The following is a 26,393-nucleotide window of genomic DNA, read 5'->3' as shown; positions in this document are numbered from 1 at the left end:
CTCCTTATGACGGCGGGAGCGGGCAGGCGATCTCGGGGTGGAACCGGTTGGGGCAGCACACGATGGAGAACGAGATGAGGCGTTCCGACGGCGTGTAGTACACCCAGCTCACGTCAACACCACGTGGCAGGACGTCAGTTGCGTAGTCGAGCTTGGTGTCCAGGGTGCTGTACGCCTGGCGCCCGTCCGGCCTCTCGAAAGGCAGGTTGGCTTCGTACTGCTTCGTCAGCCAGGCAAGGACGATGCCGAGGTCCGACCAGGTGCGGTCGCTGGCGACCTGGTTCTTCTTCTGGAGCCAGTAGCCGGTCATCGTGGGCGGCACGTTGCCGGTGGTGAACTCGGATGCGGCTTCGCGGTACCGGTCGAGGACGGCCTGCTGCTTCTTGTCCTCAGGATCGAGCACGGAAGGCGGGCCGTTGGGGTGGGCAGGCCGTCGGCCTCCCTCTTTTCCGTACACCGCTGACGGTCCGATCCACGGACCGTATCCATGCCAGTGCCCTGACCAGCTCATTTGGGTGCCCTTCTGGAGGTGCAGGGCCGCCCCGCCGAAGCAGGGTGGCCCATTTTTTCCTGGATGAGGGAGCGTCAGGCTAGAGCGTCAAGCCCCGCTTCCTGGCCCAGCCACGGGCGAAGTCGTCGACCTCGGCGCCGGTGACGCGGAGCTTCTCGCCGGTGCCCTCGGGCTTCGAGTCCCGCAGCTCGAACGCCTCCACGGCGCCGGGGATGGCGGCGACGTCGATGCACGACTCGTGCTCGCCGCCCAGGTTGCCGCCGCAGAAGTTCTCGAACGCGCCGTCGTCGACAGCGGGGAGGGTGTAGAGGTTCTGCACGGGGTGTTCCTCCTTGCGTGTGTGCTGTGCGGAGATTCGGTCTCCGCGCCGTTCTGCAGGTCGCGGCGGAAGCAGGAGAGGCGTGCCGCGGCCGCGAAGCTCGTCACCCGGCGTGCTGGGGTGTCTCGCCGGGGGCGCCGGACGGCCGCGTGAAATGGTTGCGCCTGCCGTGGTGGGAGCGGATCTCCGCAGCGGCGGCGCACATCGCCCTCTGGTCGCCGCGCTTCTCGGATTCCTTGAACTGCTTGTCGAGCGCGACGCAGACCTCACAGCCCTGGCGGAGTTGATACCCGTACAGCCAGGGCTCAATGGGAAGTTCGACGGGTTCCGTGAGGTATCGCTGCGTGTCGGCCACGGGACAAGCGTCGTCCCGAGGGCGACGCGTCTCTAGCCTGTTTCCTGTTGCCGCAAAAGCTGATTCCGGATGCCCACAAGAAAGGGCGTCAACTCGTCTCCGGAAACGGAGTGCTGGGCGAAACCGTCGTACTTCTCCACGTACAGAGTGACGTCACGGGGGTCGGTCACAACGATCTCGGCGTGCGTGGTCTCCACTCGTGCCGCGGTGTGGTCGTGGACGACGAACGGATGGTTGGGGATGTCGTGCTTGGGCCCAGCTTGCGGGACGACGCGTATCTCAACGTTGGGAAGCCGTGCCATGGAAACGAGTTGGTCGATCTGGCCGGCGAGCACGAGCGGGGGAACGATCTCCCAGGTGAGGACCTTTTCCGTGATGACGAACCCGAACGATCGGGACGGGTCGTAGAGAGCCTCCTGTCGTTCCAGGCGAGCGCTCACGGTGCGGCGGACGGTCTCGTCCGAGAGGTCCTTGTGTCGGGACAGGACGGCGCGTGCGTACTGGTGTGTCTGCAAGAGGCCTGGAATCAGAGACGGCTGAAAGACTCGTAGCTTCTGCGTGCGGGCCTCGAGCTCCCGCAGACGAGCCTGGGCCTTGTCGAGGCCTGCACGCTGGACGAGCCGCCACGCCGTGGCCTCTGTGGCAACGGCCCTTGCAACGGCCATGTACTCGGCCGCGACCTTCTCGGAGACGCCGATGGCGGTGAGGATGCGGTGCACGTCGTCGGCATTGGGGGCGAGTTTCCCAGTCTCGATCTTGCTCAGCTTGCTGGGAGACATGACCGCGCTGCGGGCCACTGCTTTGGCCTCCTTCCCGGAGGTGTCCCGCAGTGCCCGCAGCGCAGCCCCGAGTTGCGAACGGTTCACGTGCTGTGCTTCGCCCACCAATCAGCGAACGGCACGGCGCGCGCCAGGGCTGTGTCGCGGTACGCGACGTACTCCGCCCGCTGCTCGTCGGGCAGCACGTCGGCGCCGATGAACCTGCCGTCGGGGCTGTAGTGCATCGGCGCGGCCGTGGTGGAGTCGAAGAGCCAGAAGTCCCCGACTCCGTGGGGCAGTGGGCTCGGCTGGTCTGTCACGTCGAGGATGAAGAACTCCTCGCCGGCGGTGGCGTTGGTGACGTACCCCCAGCCCAACTCGAAGCGCAGGTACGGGGTGAGAGGCCGGGAGAGTATGTGGACGCGGTACATGCGCCGACCGGCCTCGACGTGTGCGCGTACGTCGGCCAGCCAGTCGGCGTTGTAGTCGGCGGGCTTGTCGAGCCCGTCGAGGAACAGCCGGTAGGCGTCGACGCTGCCGGACCTGCTGTAGTCGTCCAGGGTCTCCAGCCGGAACGCCTCGTGCTCAAAGGCGTCGAACATGCTCCCCAAAGTGCGGTCAGGCACGGGCCGAGTCTCCGAACGCCTTCTGGATCAGCTCGATCGGGATCTCGACGAGGGATTCGTGAGCGGGAAGGTCGAGCCCGTGACCGGTGGGTGTCTCGCCCTGGACGAGGATCGTGCCCCGATCCGTCTTGTAGATCGTGGGGCAGTCCGACTTGTCGCATGTGGTGGCGAGCATCTCTACCTTCATGAGCGTTCCCCTTCCGCGGCCTCGGGCGTCCACCCGATCATCCTGGCAGGCCGCGGAGGAGGGCAAGGTGCGTCAGTTTCCGGAACGGGAAACCGGCTTCCCACCGAGACGGAGCGCGCGCTCGGCTCCGCTGCGTCCGCCTTGCCGAGGCCGGTGACACTCCGCAGCAGGAAGTCCCGGCTCTGACACCTATTCCGCGGCAGTCGGTCCGGCGGTCGCGGTGACCCAACGAAGGTACGCATCCGAACCGGCCACGATCGGGACAGCCGACACTTCTGGGTTGTTCCACGAGTGGTGTTCCAGGAGGTGTGCTTCCAATGCTGCGTAGCCATCGGCGCGGCTCATGAAGAGGAGCTGCCACTCCTCGCCGGTCCCGAACTCGCCGTCGTGCCAGAACGCGGAGAGTACGGGGCCGATGATCTGCGCCCCGGCTGCAAGGCGGCCTGTCACCACGGATCGGGCCAGTTCTACGGCTTGCTCGCGCGTCTCCGTAGCCGTGGAGACCTGAAGGAAGTCAGCCATGCGGGCGAGCGTAACCGCTACTCGGCTTGGCGTGTCCGGTGGGCCGTGACGGTTCGATCCTGCTGGTCGGACAGGAGCCGGGATGAGGAGGAGGACAAGGCCTACGCCGCCGACGCCACCGAGCTCTCCACAGGCGTTACCCCCACCCGATTCACCGCATCCGCCACCGGAAGCCCCCTCAACGCCAGGCGGACGGACTCTGCCGCCTGGACGCCGGCGCGTTCCTGGGCCTCGGTCGTGGAGGCGCCGAGGTGGGGGGTGCAGACGACCTGGGGGAGGGTGAACAGGGGGGAGTCCGTGCAGGGTTCGTGGGCGTAGACGTCGAGGCCCGCGCCCGCGACCCGGCCGGAGGTGAGGGCCGCGTACAGGGCCTGCTCGTCGACGATGCCGCCGCGGGCCGCGTTCACGATCCGCACTCCCGGCTTGACGCGGCGCAGCGCCTCCGCGCCGATGAGGCCGACGGTCTCCGGCGTGCGCGGCAGGTGCACCGTGATGACGTCCGACACCGCCAACAGGTCGTCCAGGGACAGGAGTTGCACGCCGTCCGTGCCGCGCACGTAGGGGTCGTGGGCCACCACGTGCATCCCGAACGCCGTCATGCGGTCCGCGACCAGCGTGCCGATGCGGCCGAGGCCCAGCACGCCGAGTGTCTTCCCGCTCAGCTCCGTGCCGGTGTGCTTGGACCGCTGCCACGCGCCGTTGCGCAGCGCGGCGTCCGCCTGCGGGATGTGGCGTGCGGTCGCGAGGATCAGGCCGCAGGCCAGCTCGGCGGCGCTGACGATGTTCGACGTCGGCGCGTTCGCCACCAGGACGCCCGCCCGGGCGGCCGCGGGCACGTCCACGTTGTCGAGGCCGACGCCCGCACGGGCCACCACCTTCAGGCGGGGCGCCGCGGCGAGCGCCTCGGCGTCGATGCGGGTCGCGGAGCGGATCAGCAGGGCGTCGGCGTCCGCCAGCGCCGCCGTCAGCGCACCGCGGTCCGCCCCGTCGCAGTGCCGTACGTCGAAGTCGGGGCCCAGGGTGTCGACGGCGGCGGGGGAGAGGGGTTCGGCGATCAGGACGACCGGCCTGGTGCCGAGTCTGCTCGGAGGCGTCGACATCAGGCGCCCACCCGGTACGTGCCCTCGCCGTGCAGCACCGTCGCGGCCCGGTCGTCCGCGCGGGTCCAGCGGACGGCGCCGGCGAGCAGGGTGTGGTCGTACAGCCGAACCGTGTCCGCCACCTCGCACACCATGCCCGCCGCGGCCGCGGAGAGGACGGGCACGCCGTGCTGCGGCTCCCAGCTGACTCCGGCGAACCGCTGGGCCGCGGTGCCGACCGCGAACTGCCCGGCCAACTGCCGCGCGGACCACGGCAGTACGTTCACGCCGAAGGCCCCGCTCGCCAGGATCTGCCGGAGCGTACGGCTGGCCGTGGACAGCGAGACCAGCAGCGACGGCGGGCGCAGGGACAGCGACATGACCGCGTTCGCCGTGCAGCCGACCGGGCCGTCCGGGCCGGTCGTCGTCACCACGCACACCCCCGTGGGGAGCCGCGCCATCGCGTGCCGGAAGCGATCCTCCGACACCACGGGTGGGGGCGGTGCGGGCAGCAGGCTTTCAGGGGACATGGGGCTCGCGGGAAACACAGGACTCATCAGGCTCACCTTCCGGCGTACTCGGCGGAGATCTTCGCGGTCACGGACTTGCGGTCGACCTTTCCGTTGGCGTTCAGCGGCAGCTCCTCGTACCGGCTGATGCCGCGCGGCACCATGTACGCGGGCAGGCGCAGCCGCAGTGCGGTGAGCAGCTCCTGCGGGTCGCCGCCCGGGCCGGTGCACACCGCCTCCAGGTCGCTCTCGCCGTCCGCGCCCGGCACGGCCACGACCAACGCGTCCCGCACGCCCGGCAGTTCGCGCAGCGCGGCCTCGATCTCGCCGAGCTCCACGCGGTAGCCGCGCACCTTGACCTGCTGGTCGAGGCGGCCCAGGTGGACGAGGCGGCCGTCCTGGCGGGCGACGCGGTCGCCGGTGCGGTACCAGAGGTCCTCGGGCACGGGCCCGGTGCCGGTGCTCTCGGCGTCCTCGGCGGGCCCGCCGCCCTCCTCGTACGCGACGAACCGGCCCGCGTTGTCCGCCGGGTCGAGGTAGCCGGGGAAGCGCTGCGGGCCGCGGACGCACAGTTCGCCGTCGTCGGCGGGGCGGCCGTCGGCGTCGAGGACGACGTGCTCAAGGCCCGGGTACAGCTCGCCGATCGGCACCGTCCCGTTGGCGGGGCGCGGCCAGTCCGCGCTGTCGGCCGGGAGCTCGAACTCGGCGCAGCTGATGGTGAGTTCGGTGGGGCCGTACAGGTTCTCGACGCGGCCGGCGGGGGCCGCGCGGCGCCACGCCTCGGCCTGCTGCAGGGTCAGCGGCTCGCCGCAGAACAGGCTCCACCGCAGCGTCGGCATGCATCCGGCCGTCAGGCTGCGCAGGCGCCGGGCCACCGACACCACGGACGGCACCGAGAACCAGTGCGTCAGCCGCTTCGCCGCCACGAACCGGGTGGGCGCCATCAGGTCCGCGCGGCCCGGCACGACGAGCGCGGCGCCGCTGCCCCAGGCGGCGAACATGTCGAACACCGACAGGTCGAAGGTCAGGTCGAAGGTCTGCGACACCCGGCTGCCGGGGCCCATGTCGTAGCGGGGTACGACGTGCCGCAGATACGCGTCGACGTTCCGGTGCCGGATCGGCACCCCCTTCGGCGTCCCGGTCGAGCCCGACGTGAACAGTACGTACGCGACCGCGTCCATCTCGCCCTCGTACGGGGGGAGTTGAGCGGCGGACGCAGACTCCGACGGGCGGGTGAGGGGGTGCACCGGAACCGGCAGTTCGGCAGCGGCGGACGCGTCCTCGGCGAGGACCAGGCCGAGCCCGCCCGCGCGGGCGACGGCCGCGTTGCGGGCCGCGGGGAACGCCGGGTTCAGCGGCACCACCGTCGCGCCCAGACGCTGCACCGCCAGATACCCGGCGAACCCGAGCACGCCGCGCTCGGCGAGCAGCCCCACCCGGCGCGGCAACTCCCCGCTCGCGGCGAGGAGTTCACCGGCCAGCCGGTCGACGAGCGCACCGAGCTCGCGGTACGTCAGCTGCTCCTCGCCCACCTCCAGGGCGAGGGCGTCGCCGTGCGCGGCGACGGAGGCGGCGAACCATTCGTACAAGGTCCAGCCGGTTCGGTCCGTGGTCATCCGTGGTCATCCTTCCTGCGGTGCGTCGGGTCCAAGTCGGCCTGGGCGGTGCGGAGTTGGTCGAGGGCGCGGTCGACCACCGTGGGCCGGGGCCGGCCGCGGGCCGCCGACTGGGCGGCGAACCGCAGGGCCTTCGGCAGCTCGCCCCACGCCGCCGCCGAGGCCGCCGCCCGCTCGGGGTTCAGGGCCCCGTCGTCGACCGCGCAGGCGAGGCGGTACGTGTGGTGCCGGGCGGCGGCCCACAGGTCGTCGACGTACCGGGGCAGGGCCTCGGGGTGGTCGCGGAAGACGGCCGCGATGTGCGTCAGGGAGTCGGCGAGGTCGTGGCTCCACGTGCCGGGGCCCGGGTCGTCGGTGGGCTCGCCCGGCCGGGTGTCCGCCGTCGGCTGCGTCGGCTGCGTCGGCTGCCAGGCGAGCCAGCGGTACGGGCCGGTGTCCGGGAGCGGGATCTCGCCGCCGAGGGCGAGCCGGTCGCGGCGGGAGACCTCCGGCGGCGGGTCCTCGACGAGAGTGAGGGCCGCGGCAAGGTCGGTGTCGGTGAGCCACCCGCGGTGGGGCCGCTGCTCGCCGTGCGGGGTGAGGGCGGCGAAGTGGTCGGCGACGAGCCACTGCCCGTCCCGGTGCCCGTGCAGGAGCAGCCAGTGCGGGGCATCGGACAGGCCGTACCCGGGCGCCCACGGCAGATGCCGCACGTTCCCCGCGGCCAACACCCGTCCGTCGTAGGCGAGTTGGTCGAGGAGCGCGGCGCGGGCGGTGGGCCAGTCGGCCGCGCCCCGGTAGGCCAGCTCGCGGCCGTCGGGGGTGCGGTCCAGGCGCGGGTGGTGCGAGAACGCCAGCTCGCCGGCGGGCAGGTCGAGCCGCACGGCCAGCCGTACGGACGCGCCGAGCCGTCGCCGTACGCCGGGCACTTCCGGGGCGAGGTGGGCAAGGAGGTTGGTGGTGTAGCAGCTGAGGTCGGGCCATGCGGCCGGGGGCCCGGTTGCTGCCCCTGCGTCGGTCGCCTCGGTCGGTGCTGTCGCTTCGGTCAGGGACACGGGGCCTCCAGAGCTGCGCCGCGTACGGGAAGATGCAGGTCACGGGGACGGGTGGCGGTGAACGCGCAGCTCAACGGCGTGCGGGAGCGGCCGCGCAGGCTGACCCAGGTGAACTCGCCCCAGCGGCCCAGGAGTTGGTGGGGCGGTACGTCGATCTGCCAGGGCCGGCCGGCCAGGCCCGTGCCCGCGGCCTTGACGCAGGCCTCCTGGGCGGTCCACACCCAGGCCAGCTCGGCGGCCCGCTGCCGCTCGGGCAGGTGCAGCACGGCGTCGGCGTGCCCGCCCAGGCAGCGGCGGAGCAGGCTCTCCGGGGCGCGGTCCTGGGGGAGTTGGACGTCGACGCCGACCGTGCGGTGCGGGGCGACGGCGACGGCGACGGCCTCGCCGTCGTGCGAGATGCTGATGCCCGTGTCCGGGTGCCCGTCGAGCACCGGGCGGCCGTCCGCGTCCGCGGTCACCGGCGCGTCGGCGAGGGCGGGCAGCGTGGTGGCGAGCAGCGCGCGCAGCAGGGCCCGGCTGGCGAGGAACTCCGCGGCCCGCCACGGCGGCAGGCCGTCCGCGGACTCCCGGTCGAGCGGATGCGGCGCGACCGCGGCCCAGCGCCGCCGCCCGCCGCGCGCCACCCACACGTCGGGGGCCACCTGCGTGACCAGCGGCGACGGCAGCGGAACCGTACGTCCCGCCGGACGCGGGGCGGCGAGCGTGGTCGTACGCGCGGCCGTGGGCGGAGCCGTACGCGAGGAGCGGGGCGGAGTGGGACTCGTACGCGCGGGCGCGTGAGGACTCGTACGCGCGGTCATGAGCGCAGCTCCTTCAGGACCTTGTCGGCGTGGTCGGCGACCGCGCCGAGGACCAGTTCGGTGACCCCGCCGCCGATGCCGAACACGGCGGCCTCGCTGCGCGTCTGCTGCACACCGCCGCGGCGGAACCCGTCGGCGCCCTGGAGTTGGGCGCAGGTCGCCAGAACCGGCTCGGCGGTCAGAGCAGCGGCGGACTTCAGCAGGGCGGCAGCCGCGAGGTCCTGGTGGTGGGCGACGCGTTCGCCGAGGCTGTCGCAGAGGGCGCGCAACTGGCGTACCTGCACGAGGCAGTCGGCGAAGCGGCGGCGCACCGAGGCGTCCTGCCACAGCGGCCGGCCGTCGATCTCGCGGAGGGCGAGCCGCATCTTCGTGTCGCTGAGGACCCGGCCGGTGAGGGCCACCGCCCACAGCGCGCCCGCGAGCCGCTCCGTGCCCATGTGCTGCGCGAAGCTCACCATGCCGCGGCCGGGCCGGCCCACGACGTGCGCGGCGGGCAGCCGGACGCCGGTGAACCGCACGTGCCCGACGCCGCCGCCCGTGAGCAGACCGCTGTCGGCGGCCTCGACGTCCACGCCGGGAGCGTCGGCCGGTACGAGGACCCAGGTGAAGCTGGTGAAGTGCCGGCCGGCCTTGTGCCGGGCCAGGACGAGGAAGTGGTCGGCGGCGCATGCCGTGGTGATCCAGCGCTTGCCGCCGTCCACCACCACCTCGTCCGGGCCGAGCGACACCTCGGTGCCGAGGCCGGCCAGGTCGGAGCCCGCGGCGGCCGCGTCGGTCGCGGCGAGCGCCACCGTGGCCGCGCCGCCGAGGACCTGCTCCAGCGCGTCGCGTACGGGGCCCGGGGGCGGGGCGGCCGCGGCGAGCACCGGCAGCGCGCTCGCCACCTGGACGAGGACGCTGAGCGTGACCCCGTTCTCGCCCCGCGCGTCCACGGCCCCGAGCAGCCAGGCGAGCCGACGCGGGTCGGGAGCGCCGAGAGCCGTGCCCGCCGGGCCGCCGGGGCCTATGTCGGCCGGGCTGCCGGAACCCGTGCCCGCCGGGTTGCCGGGGCCCGTGCCCGCCGGGCCGCCGGACCCCTCCGGCACGTACAGGTCCCGCAGGACGCCCGCCGTGCCGAGCGCCGCCCACACCCCGGCCAGCGGGGCGTGGGCGGGCAGCCCGGACAGGGCGACCTCGGCGCGCTCGCGATAGTCCGCGGCGAGGGGAGGCGGGGCCGCGCCGGGAGCCGCAGTGCGGGGAGGCGGGGCCGCGCGGGTCTCAGTCAAGGCGCACCTCCTGGTCGAGCAGGGCGAGCCGGCCGTCGACGAGGTGGAGGCGGTCGTTGCTGTAGTTGAGCGCCGCCGACCGCAGGTCGCGCAGGCTGTGCTCCAGGCGGGTCGGGGAGTCCTTCAGGTAGCCGTGCCGCATGCCGACGGCCTCCACCAGGCCGTCGACGGCGAGGTGGCACTCCTCGGCCGCGGTGATCTTCAGGGCGTTGAGCAGGAGTTGGATCCGCGGCGGGCTGAGGTCCTCGTGCGTGGCCACGACCCGCTGGGCCTGCGCCAGGAGCGCGTGCACCGTGTCGAGCCGCTGCCGGGCCCGGGAAAGCCGGGTCAGCAGCAGCTCCGAGCCGAGGTCGACGCGGCCCCGGCTCTGCGGCCCGCGCAGCATCTTCACGACGCGGGACAGCGCGCCCGCCGCCGTCCCGAGCCAGCAGGCCGACCAGCCGATGTGCGCCATCGGGCCGAACACGGCGGTCACCATGGACCGGAAGTCGCCGTGCTCGCCGACCACCTGGTGGCCGGGCAGGGTGCCCTTCAGGTGCAGGGCCACGCTGTGGCTGGCGCGCATGCCGAGCGGCTGCCAGTCGCCGGAGCGCTCCACGGTGAGCTGCTCGCGGTGCGCGTACACCAGGGACACCTGGTTCGGCGACGTCGACTCCGGGCTCTGCATGGTGACCAGGAACCCGTCCGCGTACTCGCCGCCCGTGACGATCGGCGCGAACCGGTCGAGGACCAGGCGGTCGTCGTCGCGGCCCAGCGCGGCAGCGGAGGTGAGCAGATGCCCGCCCTTGCCGGCCTCGGTGGTGACCGACGCGAGGTAGCGGCGGCCCGCGGCGATCTCGGGCAGCAGCTCCTCGCGCAGCCGCGCGTCGGCGTAGCGGACGAGGGCGGCGACCTGCTGGCAGTGCATCGCGAAGATCACGGCCACGGACATGTCGACCCGGCCGAGCGCGATGCTCGTCCGCACCATCGCGTCGGTGTCCCCGCCGAGGCCGCCGTAGCGGGTGGGGACGAGCAGGCCGAGCAGGCCCGTACGGCGCATCTCGGCCAGCGCCTCGACGGGGAACGACGCGTCCCGGTCGGTACGCGCCACATGCTCGGCGGCGACGGCCGCGACCTGGTCGGTGCGCTGCGCGAGAGCGGCACGGTCGATCGGCGGCGGCGCCGCCGCCGGGCGTGCGGGGGCGGGCGCGGGGGCGAGCGTCGGCGCGGTCATGCGGCCATCTCCTGCGCGCCGCCCGGCAGTTGGGCGTCGATCGCCGCGCTGACGACGGCCCACAGGCTGCCGGCGGTGGCGAAGGTCTCGTCGTTCATGTCGTCGTCCGGCAGGGTCACGCCGAAGGTGTCCTCGACGGCGAAGAGCACCTCGATGGCCTGCATCGAGTCGAGGCCGAGCTCACGCAGCGGCGAGTCGGCGGTCAGCTCCTGGTCGCCGAGGAACTTCAGGAACGGGGCGAGCAGTTCGGTCAGACGGGGGTCCATCGGAGTCCTTCCACGGAGGTCACCGGCTGTAGCCGGCGGGGGAATTGGATTCTTCGCTTCGCTGCGTGAGCAGCGCAGAGTCTGGCCTCGACCTGACCTGCGACCAATTTGGTAGCATTTTGGTTGTGGCCAGAGGGGATCGCCGGGAGTCGCTGAATCTTCGCGTTCCCCCGGACTTGAAACGACAGGTCGGGGAGTTCGCCGACGCGGCGGGTATCTCGATCAACGCTGCCGCGTGCATCCTCCTGGCTGAAGGCCTGCGGGCGGAGCGGAGGCGCAAGGCGTGATCCGCGCGTACAAATTCCTCCTCCGCCCCACAGCCCGGCAGGCGGCCGCTCTGGGCGAGATGCTGCGGGACCACTGCTCGTTGTACAACGCGGCGTTGCAGGAACGTCGGGACGCCTACCGGCACGTGTCGAAGACCACCGTCCGCTACGGGGACCAGTCCGTTCAACTCAAGGAGATCCGGGCCTTCGACCCGGAGCGTCAGGGCCGCTGGTCGTTCTCCTCCCAGCAGGCCACCTTGCGCCGCCTGGACAAGGCGTTCGCTGCCTTCTTCCGACGCGTCAAGGCAGGGCAGATCCCGGGCTACCCGAGGTTCAAGGGTGTCGGGCACTTCGACACCGTCACCTTCCCCAAGGACGGGGACGGCTGCCGCTGGGACTCCGCCCCGCGCGACCGCCAGACCCGCGTCCGCCTTCAAGGGGTCGGGCACGTCCGAGTGCACCAGCACCGGCCTGTGCAGGGCCGGGTCAAGACGGTCTCGGTGAAGCGCGAGGGGAATCGCTGGTACGTCGTCCTCTCCTGCGACGAGATCCCGGCCGAAGAGCTTTCGCCCACCGAGGCGATCGTCGGCATCGACATGGGCGTCGCCCACTTCCTGACCACTTCCGACGGCGAGCACATCGCCAACCCGCGCTTCCTCCAGGCGATGGCCGACGAACTGGCCGAAGCGCAGAGGCACCTCGCGACGTTCCCCCACCGGACTCGGCAACGCACCAAGCGCCACCGCGCGGCAGCCCGGAAGGTTGCCAAGCTGTACGCCAAGATCCGACGGCAGCGCGCTGACTTCCACCACAAGACCGCCCGTGAACTGGTCCGTGACTACGGCGTGATCGCGCATGAGAGCTTGAACACGGCGGGCATGACCAAGCGTCCTGCTCCCAAGCCCGACCCCGGCCGGCCCAGCAGCTTTCGGCCGAACGGCGCTGCCGCGAAGGCCGGGCTCAACTGCAGCATCCTCGACGCGGGTTGGGCGCAGTTCCTCGGAATCCTGGCGAACAAGGCTGAGAGTGCCGGTCGCCTCGTGGTCCCGGTGGATGCGCGCAACACCTCCCGAACGTGCCCCGAGTGCGGGCACGTCGCGAAGGAGAACCGAGTCACCCAAGCGAAGTTCGAGTGCGGCAGATGTGGGTTCGCGGCCAACGCGGACCACGTCGGCGCGACGAATGTCTTCAACAGGGCCGGGCTGGCCCTCTGCGCGGCGGCTTAGCCTCCGACGCAGGAAGCCCGCGCGACTAGGCGTGGGCGGAGTCACCACTTCACTCCTAGGTCGGCGGTGTCGCGGTCGGGGGCGGGGCGGTGCGGGGGTTCGGCGGGGTGGCGCTCGAAGGTCAGGCGGGTCAGGGCGGGGGCGGCGCCGGGACGGTCGCCGTCGACGACGGCCTCCACGGGCAGCGGATGGCCGAGGAACGCGACGAGGCTGGCGCTCAGCCCGTACGCGCCGACGTTGGGCACCGCGACCACGTCGCCGGGGCGCAGCGCGGGCAGCCGGGCGGACCGCGCCCAGGTGTCGAGGGGTGTGCAGAGCGGCCCGGCGACCAGGGCTTCGAGGCCTCCCTCGCGGTCCGGAGCGGGGCCTGTCACCAGGTGCGGGTTGAGGGCCGGGAGGCGGCGCAGGCCCGACATGCCGCCGAGGTGGTTGATGCCGGACTCCAGGACGACGACGTCCTTGCCGTGCGACCGCTTCACGTCGAGGACGGCCGAGAGCAGCACGCCCGCGGTGCCCACGAGGTAGCGGCCGGACTCGAAGACGACCTGCGGGCGGTCGGCGTCGGTGTCGTCCAACTCCCGGCCGAGCAGGGTGAGTTGCTCGTCGATCAGCGCCGTGAGGCCGGGCCGCAGTCCGGACAGGTCGATGCGCTCGCCCGCCGCCGCGAACGGCGCGCCGAAGCCGCCGCCCAGGTCCAGGACGCGGAGCCGTACGCCGTGCTCGGCGAGTGCCGCCGCGAGGGTGCGGGCGGTGCGCAGGGAGCGGGCGAACTGGCCGAGCAGCGCGTCGACCTGCCCGAGGTTGGTGCCCATGTACAGGTGCAGGCCGACGACTTCGGCGTGCGGGCGGCTCGCGAACCGGGCCGGCTCGTCGAGCACCCAGCGGGTGTCGGCGCCGAACTGCGAGGGCACACCGGTCATCGCCAGGCCCTGGCCCGGCACCGGCTGGTCGTCGTTGATCCGCAGCAGGCACCGCGCGTCGGCCCCGAGGCGTTCGGCGCGCGCGTCCAGCTGCTCGACGGCGTGCGCGGAGTCGACGGAGAAAAGCCGCACGCCTCGGCGCAGCGCGTCGTCGATCTCCTCGTCCCGCTTGCCGGGCCCGGTGTAGAGCACGTCCCCGGCGGGCCAGCCCGCGGCGAGGGCGGCGTCCAGCTCGCCGGTCGAGCACACCTCGGGCAGCGTGCCGCGCTCGCGCAGCGCGGTCAGGACGGCCGGGTGGGCGTTGGCCTTCAGCGAGTAGTAGAGGCCGGCCCCGGCGGGCAGCGCCCCGGTCAACGCCTCGTGGTTGCGGCGCACTTCGGCCAGGTCGTAGACGTACGCCGGGGTGGGTACGGACGCGAGCAGCTCGGGCGGAACGGGCAGCGGGTCACTGGGCTCGGACACGGTCCGCCTCCTGTGCCGTCGCGGCCAGCGCCTTGCGGTCGACCTTGCCGTTGCCGGTGAGCGGCAGGGCGTCGACGACCAGGCAGCGGCGGGGGATCTTGAACTCCTCGATCTGCTCCCGCATGCCGACGAGGACCTCGGCGGACGCCGCCTCGCCGACCGTGAACAGCAGGGCGGGCGCGCCGTCCTGCGGGGCCAGGACGGCGGCCTGGACGACGCCGGGCACGCGCCGGGCGGCGGCCTCGACCTCGGTGGCGCTGACGCGGAAGCCGTTCTCCTTGTAGATGTCGTCGCGCCGTCCGTCGAAGTACAGATAGCCCTCCTCGTCCACCCAGCCGTAGTCGCCGGTGTGCAGCTGCGGGAAGAGGCCGTCGGCGCGGTGGAAGCGCTGGGCGGTGAGTTCGGGGCGGCGCCAGTAGCCGGACATGACGTGCGGGCCGCGCACCACGATCTCGCCGATCTCGCCGGGCGGCCGGCGCCTGCCCTCGTCGTCGACGACGAACACCTCGGTGCCGGGCAGCGCGACGCCGCTGGAGCCGGGCCTGGCCAGGTCACCGTCGGGCGGCATGATCGTGGCGCGCTTGCACTCGGTCAGGCCGAACATCAGCTGCACCGAGAGGCCGGGCAGGGCCGCGCGCAGTGCCCGCAGCGTCTCGGCGGGCATCGCCGCGCCGGTGTTGGTGAGCAGCCGCAGCGGCGGCCGTTCCGTACGGGCCCTGCGAAGCAGCCGGGACAGGGCGTCCGCGACGGCCGGGACCGCCGCGAGGACGGTGGCGGAGGCGCGCACGAGGTTGCCGAGCAGCGCGGGCCCCACCTCGGCGGGGCGGCCGAGCCACAGCCGGGCGCCCGCGCGGGTCGACAGGAACAGCTGGTAGAGGCCGTAGTCGAAGGAGAGCGGCAGCGGGCTGTAGACGACGTCGTCGGGGCGGTAGGCGAGCACCGACTGGATGGCCTCGACGGCGAAGGCGAGCTGCTGGTGGGTGGTGACGACGGCCTTCGGCAGCGATGTGGTGCCCGAGGTGTAGATCAGGCACACCGGGTCCACGGCGAGCGGCGGGGCGGGGAGCGCGGCGGGCGCTTCGGGCGCGGGTCCGTCGGCGAAGGCGCAGGCCGCCACGGCGTCGACGGTCGCGGTCCGCACGCCCCGGCGCTGCGCCGCGGCCTGCGAGTCGGGGTCGTCGGTGACGAGCAGCGCGGGTTCGCAGTCGTCCAGTACGTGGTCGAGCTGGAGGCCGCGCACCTGCTCGTGCAGCAGCGAGAAGGCCACTCCCGCGCGGGAGGCCGCGTACACGAGGGCGGCGAGGGCGACGTGGCCGGGCGCGCAGATCACCAGGCGGTCGCCGCGTTCGATCCCGGCGGCGCGCAGCCAGGCCGCCAACTTGCGGGAGGCGGCGTCGAGTCGACGGTAGTCGAGGGTGTGCTCGCCGCTGGTGACCGCGGGCCGCTCGGGCCAGTGCGCGGCGGCCCGGTCGAGCAGGTCGTGCAGCAGCGTGGGGTGCGTGGACATCAGTTCCCTCCGGTGCGGGCGACGGTGCGGGTGCCGGTGCGGGCGTCGGCGGCCGTCGACGCGGAGCGGGCGCGCAGGACGATGCGGCAGAGGCCGTCGACGTGGTGCAGGTTCTCCGGTACGAGGTCGTCCGCGGCGAACTCCAGGGACAGTTCGCGTTCGAGCCGCTCGACGATCTCCACCACCCGGAACGAGGTGTAGCCGGGCATGTCCGCGAGCGCCCGCCCGTCGAGCAGCGCGGCGGGGTCGGCCCTGAGCACCGTGCCGGCGGCGGCCGCGACCTGCTCGCGGAGCGCGGCGGGGGCGGTGGCCGGGGCGGTCGGGGCGTCGGCGGCGGGCTCGGGCATGCGGACGGCCGCGGCGCCGAACACGTCCAGGTCCCGGTCGAGCCGGTCGGCCAGGCGTACGTACAGGTCGCGCGGTTCCGGACGGCCGCGCTCGGCCCGGCGGTAGCCGACGTACACGCTCTCGGCGAGGGACTCCCAGGCCCGGACGTGGTCCTCGGCGCCCTCGGGCAGCGTGCCGGTGCGGGCGCGGAACGCGGCGTGCAGCCTGCGGGAGCGGGCGAGCAGCCAGGTCTCCAGGGTGAGCCGGTCCAGGGCGGCGACCCGGTCGTCGTGCTCGGCGTACGCCGCGACGTAACGGGCCCTCGACTCGGCGTCCGCGAAGTCGAGTTCGGGCTCAGCGCCGGCCGGGGCGGCGGCGGGGGCGAGGGTGACGGCGAGGGCGCCCGCGGGTACGGCCGCCGCCAGGTCGTCGGCGCTGATCGGGCGGCGGACCGGGCGGGCGCTGCCCCACGGGGTCTCGTTGTGGTAGCCGTCGACGACGACGGCGCCGCCGTCCGCCGGTTCGAGCAGGAAGCTGTGGTCCATGTGCCGGTGCCCGAAGTACGGCACCCACGGCAGGTGCCACGCGTCGGCCACCACATAGCGGCCCTCCGCCGCGGTGAGCTCCTCGCCCGGTCCGACGCCGTGCCGGTCGCGTACGACGAGGCCGAGCGCGCGGGCCGTCCGGTCGAGCTGGCCGGACGTGGGCTCCTCCACCGTGGGCAGCCCGCCGGGGCCCGGCACGGGACGGAACCGCAGTGCGGCGCCCGCGTACAGGGAGGTCCCGGGGCCGTGCCAACGGTCCGCGAGGAGCGCCAGGTTGACCTGGATGCAGTCGAAGAGCCGGCAGTCGACCGCGCCGGAGTCCGGGCCCGCGTCCGTGTGCACCGCGCCTGAGTCCGTCAGGGTGTCAGCGGCCATGACCGGCTCCCGCCCCCGTGAGCTGCCGCGCCCCGTCGACCGGGTCCAGGCCGCCCATCGCTAGGCGCAGCGCCTGCGGGTCGGGGGCCTCGTCGGTCAACTCGCCGTCCAGGAGCTGCTGGTAGGCGCCCAGGTCGAGATAGCCGTGGCCGCTGACGCACACCACGACGCCCTTCTCGGCGCGCAGCAGGCCGTTGCTGCCCTCGGCGCCGCCGCCCGCGAGGCTCGCCGCGGCGGCCAGGGCGTGCCCCGACTCCGGTGCGGGCAGCACCATCTCGCCGCGCGTGAACAGCCGCCCCGCGTCCAGGGCCTGGACCTGCCCGACGGCCGTGGCGGCGATCTCGTCCCGGTGCCGCATCGCGGACAGCACCTTGGCCGCGCCGTGGAAGCGCAGGCCCGCCGAGTGCGAGTCGGGGATCGGGTACGAGCTGCCGATGGTGTACATCGCCTCCATCGGCCCGGTGCCGGTGGCGTCCGTACGGTCGTAGGCGTACGTGCCGCGTGTGAGCTTCGGCGTCGTGCTGGACTCGGCGGCGACCAGGAGCGGCGGCTCGGTGCCCGCCTCGGCGGCGGACGCGAAGAACGGCAGGGCGATCCCGCCGAAGTTGGAGCCCGCGCCGACACAGCCGACGACCGCGTCGAACTCGGCGTCCAGGGCGGCGAGTTGGTCGGCGGCCTCCAGGCCGATCACCGACTGGTGCAGGATGCTGTACGTCTCGCCGCTGCCGATGCAGAACGCGGCGCCCTCGGTGCGGGACGCGTACTCCACGGCCTCGCCGATCGCCAGGGACAGGCTGTTGACCCCGGCCTCCGCCTGCTTGGCGACCTCCGTCAGGGTGGTCGGGCTGGCGTGCACGGTGGCGCCGAGGGTGCGCATCAGGGTGCCCCGGTACGGCTTGCGGCGCAGGCTGTTGCCGACCATGAACACCGTGCACTTCATGCCGAACAGCGCGCACGCCGCCGCGAGGGCGGTGCCCCACTGCCCGGCGCCGGTGCCGCTGACCAGCTCCTTCACGCCGGCCCGCGCGTAGTAGTAGGCCTGCGCGAGTGCGGTGTTGAGCTTGTGGCTGCCGGAGATGTTGCCGCCCTCGTACTTCACGTACACCGGCACGCGGGCGCCGACCGCGCGCTCGAAGCCCTTCGCGCGCCACAGCGGCGTGGGCCGGAACGCCCGGTAGGCGTCGACGACCTCGGCGGGGATGTCCCAGAACTCCTTCGGCCGTACGCTCTGCCGCACCAGCTCCATCGGCAGGTTGACCTGCACGCCCGAGCCGGACGCGGTCTGCGGGGTGTGGTCGGGCGGCAGCGGCTCGGCCAGGTGCGGCAGCACGCTCCGCCAGCGGTCGGGCACGCCGGCCGGGCTCATCGGGCCGCCTCCGCCCCGGCGTGTACGACCTCGGTCAGGTCGGCCACGGTGCGGAAGCTGCGGCCGACGAACAGGTCGTCGGGCAGGACGACGTCCAGCTCGTCCTCCAGGCGCACCAGCATGCCCACGAAACCGAGCGAGTTGACCCGCAGCAGCTCCCCGTCGAGCGGCTCGTGGTCGTCGATGTCGGACGGCTGCAGCGACAGCCGGGACTCGGCGATGACCACGCGCTTGACGCTCTCGGCGACGGCGGCTCGGTCGAGGCCGGTGATCATGTGCTCCTCCAGGGAAGGTCGGGTTCAGGACTGCCGTGCGGGAACGGAGCTGCGCAGCGTGCCGTGCGCCTCGACGACCCAGCTGTGGGTGACGAGCGCGCCGAGCGTGACCGGACCCCGCACGTGCATGCGCCCGGTGCTGATGGAGATCTCGGAGCCGAGCCCGAGCGTGGGCCCGTCGTGCAGCCGCAGCGAGCCGTTGACGACGATCGCGGCGGCGTCGACGCGGCGGGTGAACTCCTCGGCCACGGCCGGGTCCTCGGCGAGCACGCCCTCGGTGTGCGCCGAGCCGTGCCGGCGGATGTGCGCGACCGCCTCGTCCAGGCCGTCGACCGGGCACACGCCGATGGTGGCGTCGAGGAACTCCCGGCCGAAGTCGTGCTCCTGGAGCTCCGCGATCCGCCATGGCCGGTCCTCGCCCGCGCCTTCGGGGCGCGGCACACGCCGGTCGAGTCGTATCGTCACCGGCCGGTCGTCGCGCTCGGCGGCGGCGGTCACCTCGGCCACGAAGGCGGCCGCGACGTCCGCGTCGACGAGCATCAGCTCGGCGGTGTTGCAGGCCGTCGGCTCCGGCAGCTTGCTGTCGAGGGCGACCTCCGCGGCGAGCGCGAGGTCGGCGCTGCGGTGCACGTACACGTGGTTGACGCCGCCGCCGCTGGCGATCACCGGGATCGAACTGGCGCTGCGGCAGTGGTCGATGAGGGACGGGCTGCCGCGCGGCACGAGCACGTCGATGGCGTCGGGCCGCTTCAGCAGCGCCCGCAGCTGCGCCCGGTCCGGGTCGTCGAGCACGGTGACCAGCTCCGCGGGCAGCCCGGCCGCCTCCAGCGCCTCCCGCGCCACACCGGCCAGGGCCGCGTTCGTACGGGCGATCTCCTTGCCGCCGCGCAGCAGCACGGCGTTGCCGACGGCGACGGGCAGCAGCGCGCCCTCCACGGTCACGGTGGGCCGGGCCTCGTACACCATGAACACCACGCCGAGCGGTTTGGGCGCGCGGCGGCGCACGCCCCACCCGGCGACGGGCACGGCCTCGCCGGGCCCGGTCACGGCGGGGAGTTCACCGAGCACGGCCTCGGTGAGGCGGCGCAGCTGGTCCAGGTGGGCGTCGGTCAGGCGGAGCCGGTCGAGCAGCACGGGCGGCAGGCCCCGCTGTTCGGCCTGCGCGACGTCGTCGGCGTTGGCCTTGAGGACCGTGGGCCAGTGGTCGGCGAGGCGGGCGGCGAGCTCGTGGCAGTAGCGGGTGTACGCCGGGTCGCCGGTCGGGGGAGCGGCTGCGAGGGCAGCGCGCGCGGAGGTCAGTATCTGCTCGGTCATGGGTCTCCTACCACATGAACTGGCCGCCGTCGACGATCAGTTTCTGGCCGGTGACGTAGGCGCTGAGCGGGCCGACGAGGTACTCCAGGGCGTCGGCGACGTCCTCGGTGGAACCGATGCGTCGTTGCGGGATCTCGGACAGCACGGCGGCGCGGTGCTGCGGTTCGTTCAGCCGGAACCGGGTGACGAGCTCCTCGGTCTCGGTCATGCCGGGGATCAGGCAGTTGACCCGGACGGTGGGCGCCAGCTCGGTCGCGAGGCACTTGGTGAGCTGGAGCAGCCCCGCCTTGGCGGCGGCGTAGTTGACGCCGTTGGCACGGGGCCGGATGCCGGTGGTGGCGCCGACGTTGACGACGGTGCCGCCGCCCGCGTCGAGCATCGCCGGGGCGAACGCCTGGGTGAGGTGGAACGGGCCGGACAGGTTGGTGTCCAGGACGCGCTGCCAGTCGGACTCGGTGAGGTCGAGGAAGGGCCGGTCGATGTTGATGCCGGCGTTGTTCACCAGGACCCGCGGGGCGCCGTGCGCGTCGAGGATCGCCCGCGCCGTGGCCCGTACCGCGCCCGGGTCGCCGATGTCGGTGCGGACGGCGGTGAACCCGTGCTCGGCGGCCGCCTCCTCGGCGGCGTCCTTGTCGGAGCGGTAGAGGGCGACCGTGCGGTGCCCGAGCCGGACGAGCCGCCGCGACAGGGCGAGCCCGATGCCGCGGGTGCCGCCGGTGACGACGGCGAGAGGCAGCCGCTGCTCGGCGGTCATGACTTGTCCTTCCGGGGTACGGCGGTGAGTTCGGCCCCGGGTACGGCTTCGGGCACCTCGGGTCCGGCGGTGAGCTCGGCGAGGAACGCGTCCACGTGGCCGAGGAGGGCCGGCTGGTGGGCGGGCTCGAACACGTCGAAGTGCCCGCAGTCCAGGGCGCGTACGGTCAGCCGGTCCGCCAACTCGCCCCAGCGCGCGACCTGTTGCTCCCGGTACGGGCTCGCGCAGGCGACCAGGAGCGCCGGGCCCGAGCCGCGGACGCGGGTGCGGTGCGCGGTGCTCGCGGTGACGTGCGCCTCGGCGGTCGCGCGGGCGCGGGCGATGTCGGGGCCGCTGCCCAGGGTGCTCACGGACTGCTCGATCGCTTCCCGGAACCCGGCCCGCTCACCCGCGTCGAACACGTCGTGGGCGGCGAAGCTGTCGACGAGGGCGACGGCGGGCGCCGGCCCGTCCGCGGCGAGCCGTGCCGCCAACTCCCAGGCCAGGACGCCGCCGAGGGACCAGCCGGCGAGCAGCCGGGGCCGCTCCGGCAGGGCCTCGATCAGCCGCAGGTAGGCGTCCGTCATCGCGGCGACGCTGTCCTGCGGCTCCTCGTCGGGCAGCAGTCCGGCGGCGCGGATGCCGTGCACGGCGCCGTGCCGGGCGAGCCGCCCCGCGAGCGCGAGGTACTGGCCGAGTCCGCCGCCCGCCGGGTGGATCAGCACGGCGGGCAGCGGGCCCGGCCGCTGGGCGAGCGGGATCAGCAGCGGGGTGCGCTGCACGGCGGCGGTCACCGGGCGGGCCCGGCCGGTACGAGCAACGAGCCCAGCCATTCCTGCAGTTCGCCGACCGTGCGGACGGCGGCCAGGCCCGAGGGGTCGATCTCGGCGTCCGGATCGGGAATGATTTCCCCGGCGATCCGCAGGACGGACAGGGAGTCGATTCCCGCCTCGGCGAGCGACGAGGACGCGGTGAACGGCACGCGCACATGCCTGCTGATCACGGAGACGACGTGCCTGTCGGTGGTTTCGTCCGTACGGCTCATTGCGAAGAATCCCCTCCGGGAGCTGCCACGTTGCTGACGCCCGAGAGATGATTCAGGAATTGCGGAAGAACGGTCAACGGCGGAATTGAGCGCCTATTCGTGAAGTTGATGACCGCCGGTGAGAGAAATTCGGAAAACCCGATGGCGAGCATCGGGAAAGGGAATTGCAAAAGGAGAACCCGGGTCGGCGACCCGGGTTCCGGTTCCTCGTACGCGCCCGTCGGTCACTCGTCGTCGAAGACCTCCGCGAGGGCCGCCGGGGTGACCATGCGGAGGAACGGCACGACGGTCAGGGCGGTCGCCGCGGCGAACACCAGGAACGCCGTGCGCATGCCGAACCACTCGGCGAGCAGCCCGATCAGGCCCGCGCCGATCGGCATGGCGCCCCAACTGAACAGCCGGGCCACGGCGTTGTAGCGGCCGAGCATGTCGTCGGGCACGAGCCGCTGCCCGATGGTGCGGGCGTTCACGGCCCACACCGTGCCGCCCATGCCGCCCGCGAACGCCGCCGCGGTGACCGCCCACAGCTGGGTGGTCAGGGCGGGCACGGCCATCATCCCGAAGGTGCCGACGAGGTCGGCGAACATCACCCAGCGGCGGCTGAAGGCCCGGTTCAGCCAGGTGACCGCGACCGCGCCGAGCAGGCCGCCGATGCCCAACGCGCTGAGCACAGTGCCGTACTGATGCGACGTCAGGTGCATGGCCTGCGTGGCGAACAGCGGCAGCAGGGCGAGCCAGGCGCCCCAGCAGGCGCAGAGCACGGTCAGGATCAGCGCCATGGTGCGCAGCATCCGCTGCTGCCAGAGGTAGCGCAGGCCGCCGCGGATCTGCTGGTTGACGCTCTCCCGCGGCTGCGGCACGCCGCTCCCGCCGTCGCCGCTCCCGCCGTCGTCACCGTCGCTGTGCTGTCGTACGGCCCGGAAGCGGCCGGTGAGGAGGACCAGGACGAGGGCCGCGGCGAGGTAGGCCACCCAGGTCGTGCCGAGGGCGATGCCGGTGCCGGCGGCGAGGAGCAGGCCGCCGAAGAACGGTCCGCAGAACTCGTTGCAGACCGTCTCGGCGCCGGTGATCCAGGCGTTGGCGCGCTCCCGTCCGGCGGGCGGGACGACGGAGGGGATCAGGGCGGAGGCCGCGGTGAGGGCGACGACCTCAGCGACGCCGAGGGTGGCGCCGACGGCGCAGAGCACGCCGATGGTGATGCCGTCGGACAGGGCGACCTGGATCAGCGCGCCGATCGCGAGCAGCCGCAGCGCGTTCGCCCCCCACAGCAGCCGGCGGCGGTCGACGCGGTCGACGAGGACGCCGACGTGCAGCGCCACCAGGAGCCACGGCAGCGACAGGGTGAGCGACACGGAGGTGACCTGCGCGGGCGAGCCGGACGCGGCGGTGGCGAGCAGCGGCAGCACGACCTTGGTGACGCCGTCCGCGAGGTTGGTGACGGCCGTGAAGACCAGCAGGACCACGGAGTTGCGGGTGCCGCGCCCGCCCTCCCGTAACGACGTCTTCGACGTCTTCGACGTCTGCGCCGCGGCCGGTGGCGGTGGGGGAGCCGGGGACGGGGACGGGGTGGGCGCCGCGGCGGGGGCGGGCGCCTCCGCGGTCTGCACGGCCTGGTCGCTCATCGCAGTCTCCTGACTGGCCAACGGACTTGCTGACTAACTGGCTAACGCGTTTGGTGGTGAGGTCTTCGGGCTGAGTCTGGCACGGTTCGGCCCCGTCTCGCTACCCGGCAAACTGGATAGCCGGTTACGGCGGGTGTAGCCTGGGCGCAGACGAGGAGGTGGCGCATGATCGACGCCCCGGCATCGGCGCGACTGGTGGAGGCCTTCGCCAACACGGTCGACGTCGAGCTCGGCACCGACGAACTGGACACGGCGAGCAAGCTCTCCGCCTGGCTGACCGCACAGGAACTCCTCGACCGCGGCCGCCGCGTGACCGCCGAGGACCACGCCCTGTGCCTGCGGCTGCGCGCGGGCATCCGCGAGGAACTGGGCGCCAACGTCGGGGACGCCGCCGACCCGGCCCACCTGACCGCCGCCGACGAGGCGCTGCGCGCGCTCCCGGTGTTCGTCACCGTCGGCTCGGGCGGCTCGGGCGGCTCGGGCGGCTCCGTCGGATCCGCCGGCCGCACCGGCGCCCTCACCCCCGACCCGGCCCTCACCCCGGTCCGGCGCGCCCTCGCCTCCATCGCCGTCGCCTGGAGCGAGCTGGTCGTCACGGGGGAGGCCGCCCGCCTCAAGCGGTGCGCCGAGCACGCCTGCGCCTGGGTGTTCTGGGACGTGTCCAAGAACCGCAGCCGCCGCTGGTGCTCGATGCGCGTCTGCGGCAACCGCAACAAGGCCAGGCGGTACGCGGCCCGCCAGACCGCCACGACGACGACCCGCCCCTGACACACCCGCCCTAACCGGCCCTCCGCAGCGCCGGTTCCGTACGGCGGACGGGCTCCGTGCGGCGGACCTCCGTACGACGCGCCGGTTCCGTACGACGGGCCGGGCGGGGGCTCTCGTACGCCTCCTCGAAGCCGTCCTGTTCGGTCATCACCTGGCGGGCCGTCGTGAGGACCGTGCGGAACAGCGCGTCGTCGTCGAGGCCCGGGCGCCACACGCACTGCGCGAACACCTCGAACGACGGCTGCCAGGCGACCCGGCGCAGCTGGCCGAGCAGCAGCTCGTCCGCGACCGTCACCTCCGGCAGCAGCGCCATCCCGATGCCCTCGGCGACGCTCCGCTTCACCGCGTCGACCGAGCCGAGGCACAGCACTCCGCCCGGCCGCGCGCCCACGGCGGCCAGCTCGTCCTCGAAGGCCTGCTGGTAGCCGCTGCAGCGGTGCGCGCAGGCGAGGGTGTGCCCGGCCAGGTCGCGGGCCGAGCGGATCGGCACGCCGGTCAGCGGATGCTCCGGGTGCGCCACCAGGGCGAGCCGCTCCGGACGCAGCACGCCGAGCCGGACCCCCGGCCCCGCCGTGCGCGGGTCGGCGCGCGGCCCGATGAAGAAGGCGCAGTCGGCCCGTTCGTCCCGGACGAGCGACACCGGGTCGTCGTCCAGGGCCCGCAGGGTCAGCTCCAGGGCCGGGTGGCGCAGATGCAGATGCTCGATCAGCGGCAGCAGCCGGTACGTGGTGACGCACTCGCCCGCGCCGATCACCAGGGACGGCTTGTCCTCCGGGGAGTCGCACACGCACTCCTCGGCGAGCCGGCTGAGGTGCACGATGCGCTGCGCGTACTGCTGCAGCCTGCGGCCCGCAGGAGTGAGGCTCGCGCCCTCCGCGGTGCGGTTCAACAGCGAGGTGTCCAGGGACTGTTCGAGCGACTTGATGCGGGTCGTGACGGTCGGCTGGGCGAGCCCGAGCAGGTGTGCGGCCCGGGTGAAACTGCGGGCCTCGGCCACTGCGAGGAAGGCACTGAGATGCTTGATGTTCATCTTTCAGGCCCAGGTGCGCGCGTCTTGTACGAGCGCGTCGGCCACGGGAGATCCGGGTGGGAAACGAAGCATGGCAACCCTCGATCCTGGGTGAGGCCGGGTGGTCAGCCCGACGCTGCTGTCGTCGACCCGATTCTGCGCGCGGGTGCGCCCCGCGACGCCGGGTCGGACGTGTCCGCAACGTGCCGTGTCCCCGATGTGCCGCACCCGCCGCGGCCCGCCTGCCGCCCGTTCCCGGCCCGTTTCCGGCCCGCCTCAGCCGATTCAGCCGATGCGCAGGCTCCGCTCGATGCGCCGGATGCGGGCGCGGTCGCACAGCACCAGGTCCCGGTCGGGCGAGGCGAGGATCACCCGGCCGAGGACCGAGAACACGTCCGACGTGCGCGCGACGATCCCGTCCGCGGGCACCTCGACCGTGGACCGGGCAGCCGTGGGCAGCCGGTCGAGGCTCGCCAGGACCTCCGGGTTCTCCAGGACGCCCGAGCGGGGCGCGGTGACGAACACCGACATCACGTGCCGGCGCAGCTCGTACCCCGCGGAGCGCTCCGCGTCGCCGCCGAAGTGGCCGGTCAGCCGGTCGAGTTGACTGCGTCCGGTGGCGAGGCGGGACAGGAACGGCATCTGCCCGCCGGCCATGCGCGCGTTCAGCTCGATGAGCACCGGGCCGTCCTCGCGCAGCATGATCTCGGCGTGCATGGGCCCGAACCGGACGCCGAGCGCGTCGAGCACCCGCCGCGCGTAGCCGACGAGTCCGGCGCACACCGGGTCGTCCAGGCCGAGGAACTCCACCGACTCGTAGATGCCGACGACTTGCCCGGCGGACCGTTTCGCGTACCGCGTCACGCCGCACACGTCGTGCACCCCGTCGACCGAGAACGTGTCCACGCTGTACTCGGTGCCCACCGCGTACTCCTGGACCAGCGCCTCCCGTTCGACCTCGCCGAGCGCGTTGCGGCGGCCCACCGTCGCGGCGAAACCCGCCCGCAGCTCCGGGCCGGGGCGCAGCCGGCGGACGGCGTCCGTGCCGGCGCTGCGCGCGGGCTTCACGATCACCGCGTCGGCCCGGTCGAGCCCGGTGGCGGCCAGCCACTCCTCGACCCGGGCGAAGTCGGCCGTGCGCACCTGCCGCAGATGCGGCAGCCCCGCCGCGGCGAGCGCCTCGTGCGTGCGGGCCTTGTCCCGCCGGGCGTCGGCGAGTTCGGGCAGGTTGCCCCGGCCGGGGAACAGCCGGGCGCACAACCGGTCCGCGAGCGGGCCGCCGGTCTCCAGGCCCGTCACCACCCCGGCCACGCGCAGCGCCCGCAGCTCCCGGCCGAGGGCCGCGTCGTCACCGTCGTACGCGAGGACCGTGTCGAAGTCCCCGGCCCGCCAGGTGTGCGCGAGCACGGGCGGCGGCCCGGCGGTCGTGGTGACGGCGACGCACGACCAGCCGAGCCGCCGGAACGCGGGCGCGATGAGCGCGCCCGGACCGAACGGATCGACAACGGCCAGGCGGCGCACCGGAGTTGATGTCGCGGTGGTCATGGCGGCAGACGTCGTGGTGGTCATGGCG

29 protein-coding genes and 1 pseudogene are annotated in these 26,393 nt (G+C 73.4%); 3 read left to right on the top strand and 27 right to left on the bottom strand.

The features are described from left to right. Window positions 1-4 precede the first annotated feature (4 nt). The 15 genes and pseudogenes from ACIDOF_RS11530 to ACIDOF_RS11460 form a co-directional block, all read right to left on the bottom strand. Window positions 5-403: a hypothetical protein gene (locus ACIDOF_RS11530; RefSeq protein ID WP_409005700.1), complete on the bottom strand. Its 399-nt coding sequence runs from the start codon at window positions 401-403 to the stop codon at window positions 5-7. A gap of 187 nt (window positions 404-590) precedes the next feature. Continuing rightward, window positions 591-830 carry a DUF397 domain-containing protein gene (locus ACIDOF_RS11525; RefSeq protein WP_409005699.1) on the bottom strand — a complete coding sequence of 80 codons (240 nt, stop codon included), beginning with the start codon at window positions 828-830 and terminating at the stop codon, window positions 591-593. Between the two features lie 103 nt (window positions 831-933). Next, the gene (locus tag ACIDOF_RS11520) at window positions 934-1,185 is read right to left on the bottom strand and encodes a hypothetical protein (protein WP_409005698.1); all 252 of its coding nucleotides are present in this window, start codon (window positions 1,183-1,185) and stop codon (window positions 934-936) included. A gap of 32 nt (window positions 1,186-1,217) precedes the next feature. Further along, window positions 1,218-2,051 carry a helix-turn-helix domain-containing protein gene (locus ACIDOF_RS11515; protein WP_409005697.1) on the bottom strand — a complete coding sequence of 278 codons (834 nt, stop codon included), beginning with the start codon at window positions 2,049-2,051 and terminating at the stop codon, window positions 1,218-1,220. Beyond that, window positions 2,048-2,545 (bottom strand): DUF6879 family protein, encoded by a 498-nt coding sequence (locus ACIDOF_RS11510; RefSeq protein ID WP_409005696.1) that lies wholly within the window; start codon window positions 2,543-2,545, stop codon window positions 2,048-2,050. Before ACIDOF_RS11510 ends, ACIDOF_RS11515 begins: the two co-directional genes overlap by 4 nt. A 16-nt stretch (window positions 2,546-2,561) precedes the next feature. Next, window positions 2,562-2,756 (bottom strand): hypothetical protein, encoded by a 195-nt coding sequence (locus ACIDOF_RS11505; protein ID WP_409005695.1) that lies wholly within the window; start codon window positions 2,754-2,756, stop codon window positions 2,562-2,564. A 189-nt stretch (window positions 2,757-2,945) separates the two neighbouring features. After that, a complete protein-coding gene (cutA, locus tag ACIDOF_RS11500; RefSeq protein WP_409005694.1) occupies window positions 2,946-3,278 on the bottom strand; it encodes a divalent-cation tolerance protein CutA in 333 nt (110 codons plus the stop codon). A gap of 140 nt (window positions 3,279-3,418) precedes the next feature. Further along, window positions 3,419-4,378 (bottom strand): annotated as a pseudogene (locus ACIDOF_RS11495) (hydroxyacid dehydrogenase); the annotation flags it as partial. Then, window positions 4,378-4,914, bottom strand: coding sequence for a flavin reductase family protein (locus ACIDOF_RS11490; protein ID WP_409005693.1), 537 nt, complete (start codon window positions 4,912-4,914; stop codon window positions 4,378-4,380). The gene ACIDOF_RS11490 and the pseudogene ACIDOF_RS11495, both read right to left, overlap by 1 nt. Before the next feature lie 5 nt (window positions 4,915-4,919). Next, window positions 4,920-6,482 carry an amino acid adenylation domain-containing protein gene (locus ACIDOF_RS11485; RefSeq protein WP_409005692.1) on the bottom strand — a complete coding sequence of 521 codons (1,563 nt, stop codon included), beginning with the start codon at window positions 6,480-6,482 and terminating at the stop codon, window positions 4,920-4,922. After that, on the bottom strand, window positions 6,479-7,516 hold the full coding sequence (locus ACIDOF_RS11480) for a hypothetical protein (protein WP_409005691.1): 1,038 nt from the start codon (window positions 7,514-7,516) through the stop codon (window positions 6,479-6,481). Before ACIDOF_RS11480 ends, ACIDOF_RS11485 begins: the two co-directional genes overlap by 4 nt. After that, complete coding sequence (locus ACIDOF_RS11475; RefSeq protein ID WP_409005690.1) at window positions 7,507-8,316, bottom strand: 4'-phosphopantetheinyl transferase family protein; 810 nt, start codon at window positions 8,314-8,316, stop codon at window positions 7,507-7,509. The genes ACIDOF_RS11480 and ACIDOF_RS11475 overlap by 10 nt, the downstream gene beginning before the upstream one ends. After that, window positions 8,313-9,581: an acyl-CoA dehydrogenase family protein gene (locus ACIDOF_RS11470; protein WP_409005689.1), complete on the bottom strand. Its 1,269-nt coding sequence runs from the start codon at window positions 9,579-9,581 to the stop codon at window positions 8,313-8,315. The genes ACIDOF_RS11475 and ACIDOF_RS11470 overlap by 4 nt, the downstream gene beginning before the upstream one ends. Continuing rightward, the gene (locus ACIDOF_RS11465; RefSeq protein WP_409005688.1) at window positions 9,574-10,794 is read right to left on the bottom strand and encodes an acyl-CoA dehydrogenase family protein; all 1,221 of its coding nucleotides are present in this window, start codon (window positions 10,792-10,794) and stop codon (window positions 9,574-9,576) included. Before ACIDOF_RS11465 ends, ACIDOF_RS11470 begins: the two co-directional genes overlap by 8 nt. Continuing rightward, a complete protein-coding gene (locus ACIDOF_RS11460; RefSeq protein WP_409005687.1) occupies window positions 10,791-11,060 on the bottom strand; it encodes an acyl carrier protein in 270 nt (89 codons plus the stop codon). The genes ACIDOF_RS11465 and ACIDOF_RS11460 overlap by 4 nt, the downstream gene beginning before the upstream one ends. A 65-nt stretch (window positions 11,061-11,125) precedes the next feature. Between ACIDOF_RS11460 and ACIDOF_RS11455 the strand changes: the two genes are divergently transcribed. Together ACIDOF_RS11455 and ACIDOF_RS11450 are read left to right on the top strand one after the other, a co-directional pair. After that, window positions 11,126-11,347, top strand: coding sequence for a hypothetical protein (locus ACIDOF_RS11455; RefSeq protein ID WP_409005686.1), 222 nt, complete (start codon window positions 11,126-11,128; stop codon window positions 11,345-11,347). Continuing rightward, window positions 11,344-12,552, top strand: coding sequence for an RNA-guided endonuclease InsQ/TnpB family protein (locus ACIDOF_RS11450; protein ID WP_409005685.1), 1,209 nt, complete (start codon window positions 11,344-11,346; stop codon window positions 12,550-12,552). Before ACIDOF_RS11455 ends, ACIDOF_RS11450 begins: the two co-directional genes overlap by 4 nt. 41 nt (window positions 12,553-12,593) lie before the next feature. Here the strand turns inward: ACIDOF_RS11450 and ACIDOF_RS11445 are convergent, their stop codons facing one another. From ACIDOF_RS11445 to ACIDOF_RS11400, 10 genes are all read right to left on the bottom strand, one after another. After that, entirely contained in the window at window positions 12,594-13,934 is a 1,341-nt protein-coding gene (locus ACIDOF_RS11445; RefSeq protein ID WP_409005684.1) for a type III PLP-dependent enzyme, read from the bottom strand. Beyond that, window positions 13,918-15,441, bottom strand: coding sequence for a class I adenylate-forming enzyme family protein (locus ACIDOF_RS11440; RefSeq protein WP_409005683.1), 1,524 nt, complete (start codon window positions 15,439-15,441; stop codon window positions 13,918-13,920). Before ACIDOF_RS11440 ends, ACIDOF_RS11445 begins: the two co-directional genes overlap by 17 nt. Continuing rightward, the gene (locus ACIDOF_RS11435; RefSeq protein WP_409005682.1) at window positions 15,441-16,688 is read right to left on the bottom strand and encodes an acyl carrier protein; all 1,248 of its coding nucleotides are present in this window, start codon (window positions 16,686-16,688) and stop codon (window positions 15,441-15,443) included. The genes ACIDOF_RS11440 and ACIDOF_RS11435 overlap by 1 nt, the downstream gene beginning before the upstream one ends. Beyond that, window positions 16,678-18,054 (bottom strand): TrpB-like pyridoxal phosphate-dependent enzyme, encoded by a 1,377-nt coding sequence (locus ACIDOF_RS11430; protein ID WP_409005681.1) that lies wholly within the window; start codon window positions 18,052-18,054, stop codon window positions 16,678-16,680. Before ACIDOF_RS11430 ends, ACIDOF_RS11435 begins: the two co-directional genes overlap by 11 nt. Then, complete coding sequence (locus ACIDOF_RS11425) at window positions 18,051-18,329, bottom strand: acyl carrier protein (RefSeq protein WP_409005680.1); 279 nt, start codon at window positions 18,327-18,329, stop codon at window positions 18,051-18,053. The genes ACIDOF_RS11430 and ACIDOF_RS11425 overlap by 4 nt, the downstream gene beginning before the upstream one ends. Before the next feature lie 24 nt (window positions 18,330-18,353). Further along, a complete protein-coding gene (locus ACIDOF_RS11420; RefSeq protein WP_409005679.1) occupies window positions 18,354-19,643 on the bottom strand; it encodes a glutamate-5-semialdehyde dehydrogenase in 1,290 nt (429 codons plus the stop codon). A 7-nt stretch (window positions 19,644-19,650) separates the two neighbouring features. Further along, the gene (locus ACIDOF_RS11415; protein ID WP_409005678.1) at window positions 19,651-20,397 is read right to left on the bottom strand and encodes an SDR family NAD(P)-dependent oxidoreductase; all 747 of its coding nucleotides are present in this window, start codon (window positions 20,395-20,397) and stop codon (window positions 19,651-19,653) included. Continuing rightward, window positions 20,394-21,209, bottom strand: a complete 816-nt coding sequence (locus tag ACIDOF_RS11410; protein ID WP_409005677.1) for a thioesterase domain-containing protein — start codon at window positions 21,207-21,209, stop codon at window positions 20,394-20,396. The genes ACIDOF_RS11415 and ACIDOF_RS11410 overlap by 4 nt, the downstream gene beginning before the upstream one ends. Beyond that, window positions 21,167-21,421: a phosphopantetheine-binding protein gene (locus tag ACIDOF_RS11405; protein ID WP_409005676.1), complete on the bottom strand. Its 255-nt coding sequence runs from the start codon at window positions 21,419-21,421 to the stop codon at window positions 21,167-21,169. Before ACIDOF_RS11405 ends, ACIDOF_RS11410 begins: the two co-directional genes overlap by 43 nt. A 224-nt stretch (window positions 21,422-21,645) precedes the next feature. Further along, window positions 21,646-23,043, bottom strand: coding sequence for an MFS transporter (locus ACIDOF_RS11400; protein WP_409005675.1), 1,398 nt, complete (start codon window positions 23,041-23,043; stop codon window positions 21,646-21,648). 165 nt (window positions 23,044-23,208) lie between these two features. Here ACIDOF_RS11400 and ACIDOF_RS11395 point away from each other — a divergent pair, with 165 nt between their 5' ends. Then, window positions 23,209-23,811 carry a CGNR zinc finger domain-containing protein gene (locus ACIDOF_RS11395; protein WP_409005674.1) on the top strand — a complete coding sequence of 201 codons (603 nt, stop codon included), beginning with the start codon at window positions 23,209-23,211 and terminating at the stop codon, window positions 23,809-23,811. 10 nt (window positions 23,812-23,821) lie between these two features. Here the strand turns inward: ACIDOF_RS11395 and ACIDOF_RS11390 are convergent, their stop codons facing one another. Further along, window positions 23,822-24,841, bottom strand: coding sequence for a LysR family transcriptional regulator (locus ACIDOF_RS11390; protein ID WP_409005673.1), 1,020 nt, complete (start codon window positions 24,839-24,841; stop codon window positions 23,822-23,824). A gap of 264 nt (window positions 24,842-25,105) precedes the next feature. Further along, window positions 25,106-26,389, bottom strand: coding sequence for an ATP-grasp domain-containing protein (locus tag ACIDOF_RS11385; RefSeq protein WP_409005672.1), 1,284 nt, complete (start codon window positions 26,387-26,389; stop codon window positions 25,106-25,108). Window positions 26,390-26,393: the final 4 nt, after the last annotated feature.

Origin of the sequence: Streptomyces sp. Da 82-17 (assembly GCF_046098215.1) — a bacterium.
Classification (GTDB): domain Bacteria; phylum Actinomycetota; class Actinomycetes; order Streptomycetales; family Streptomycetaceae; genus Streptomyces.
This window is presented reverse-complemented; position numbering and strand designations above follow the sequence as displayed.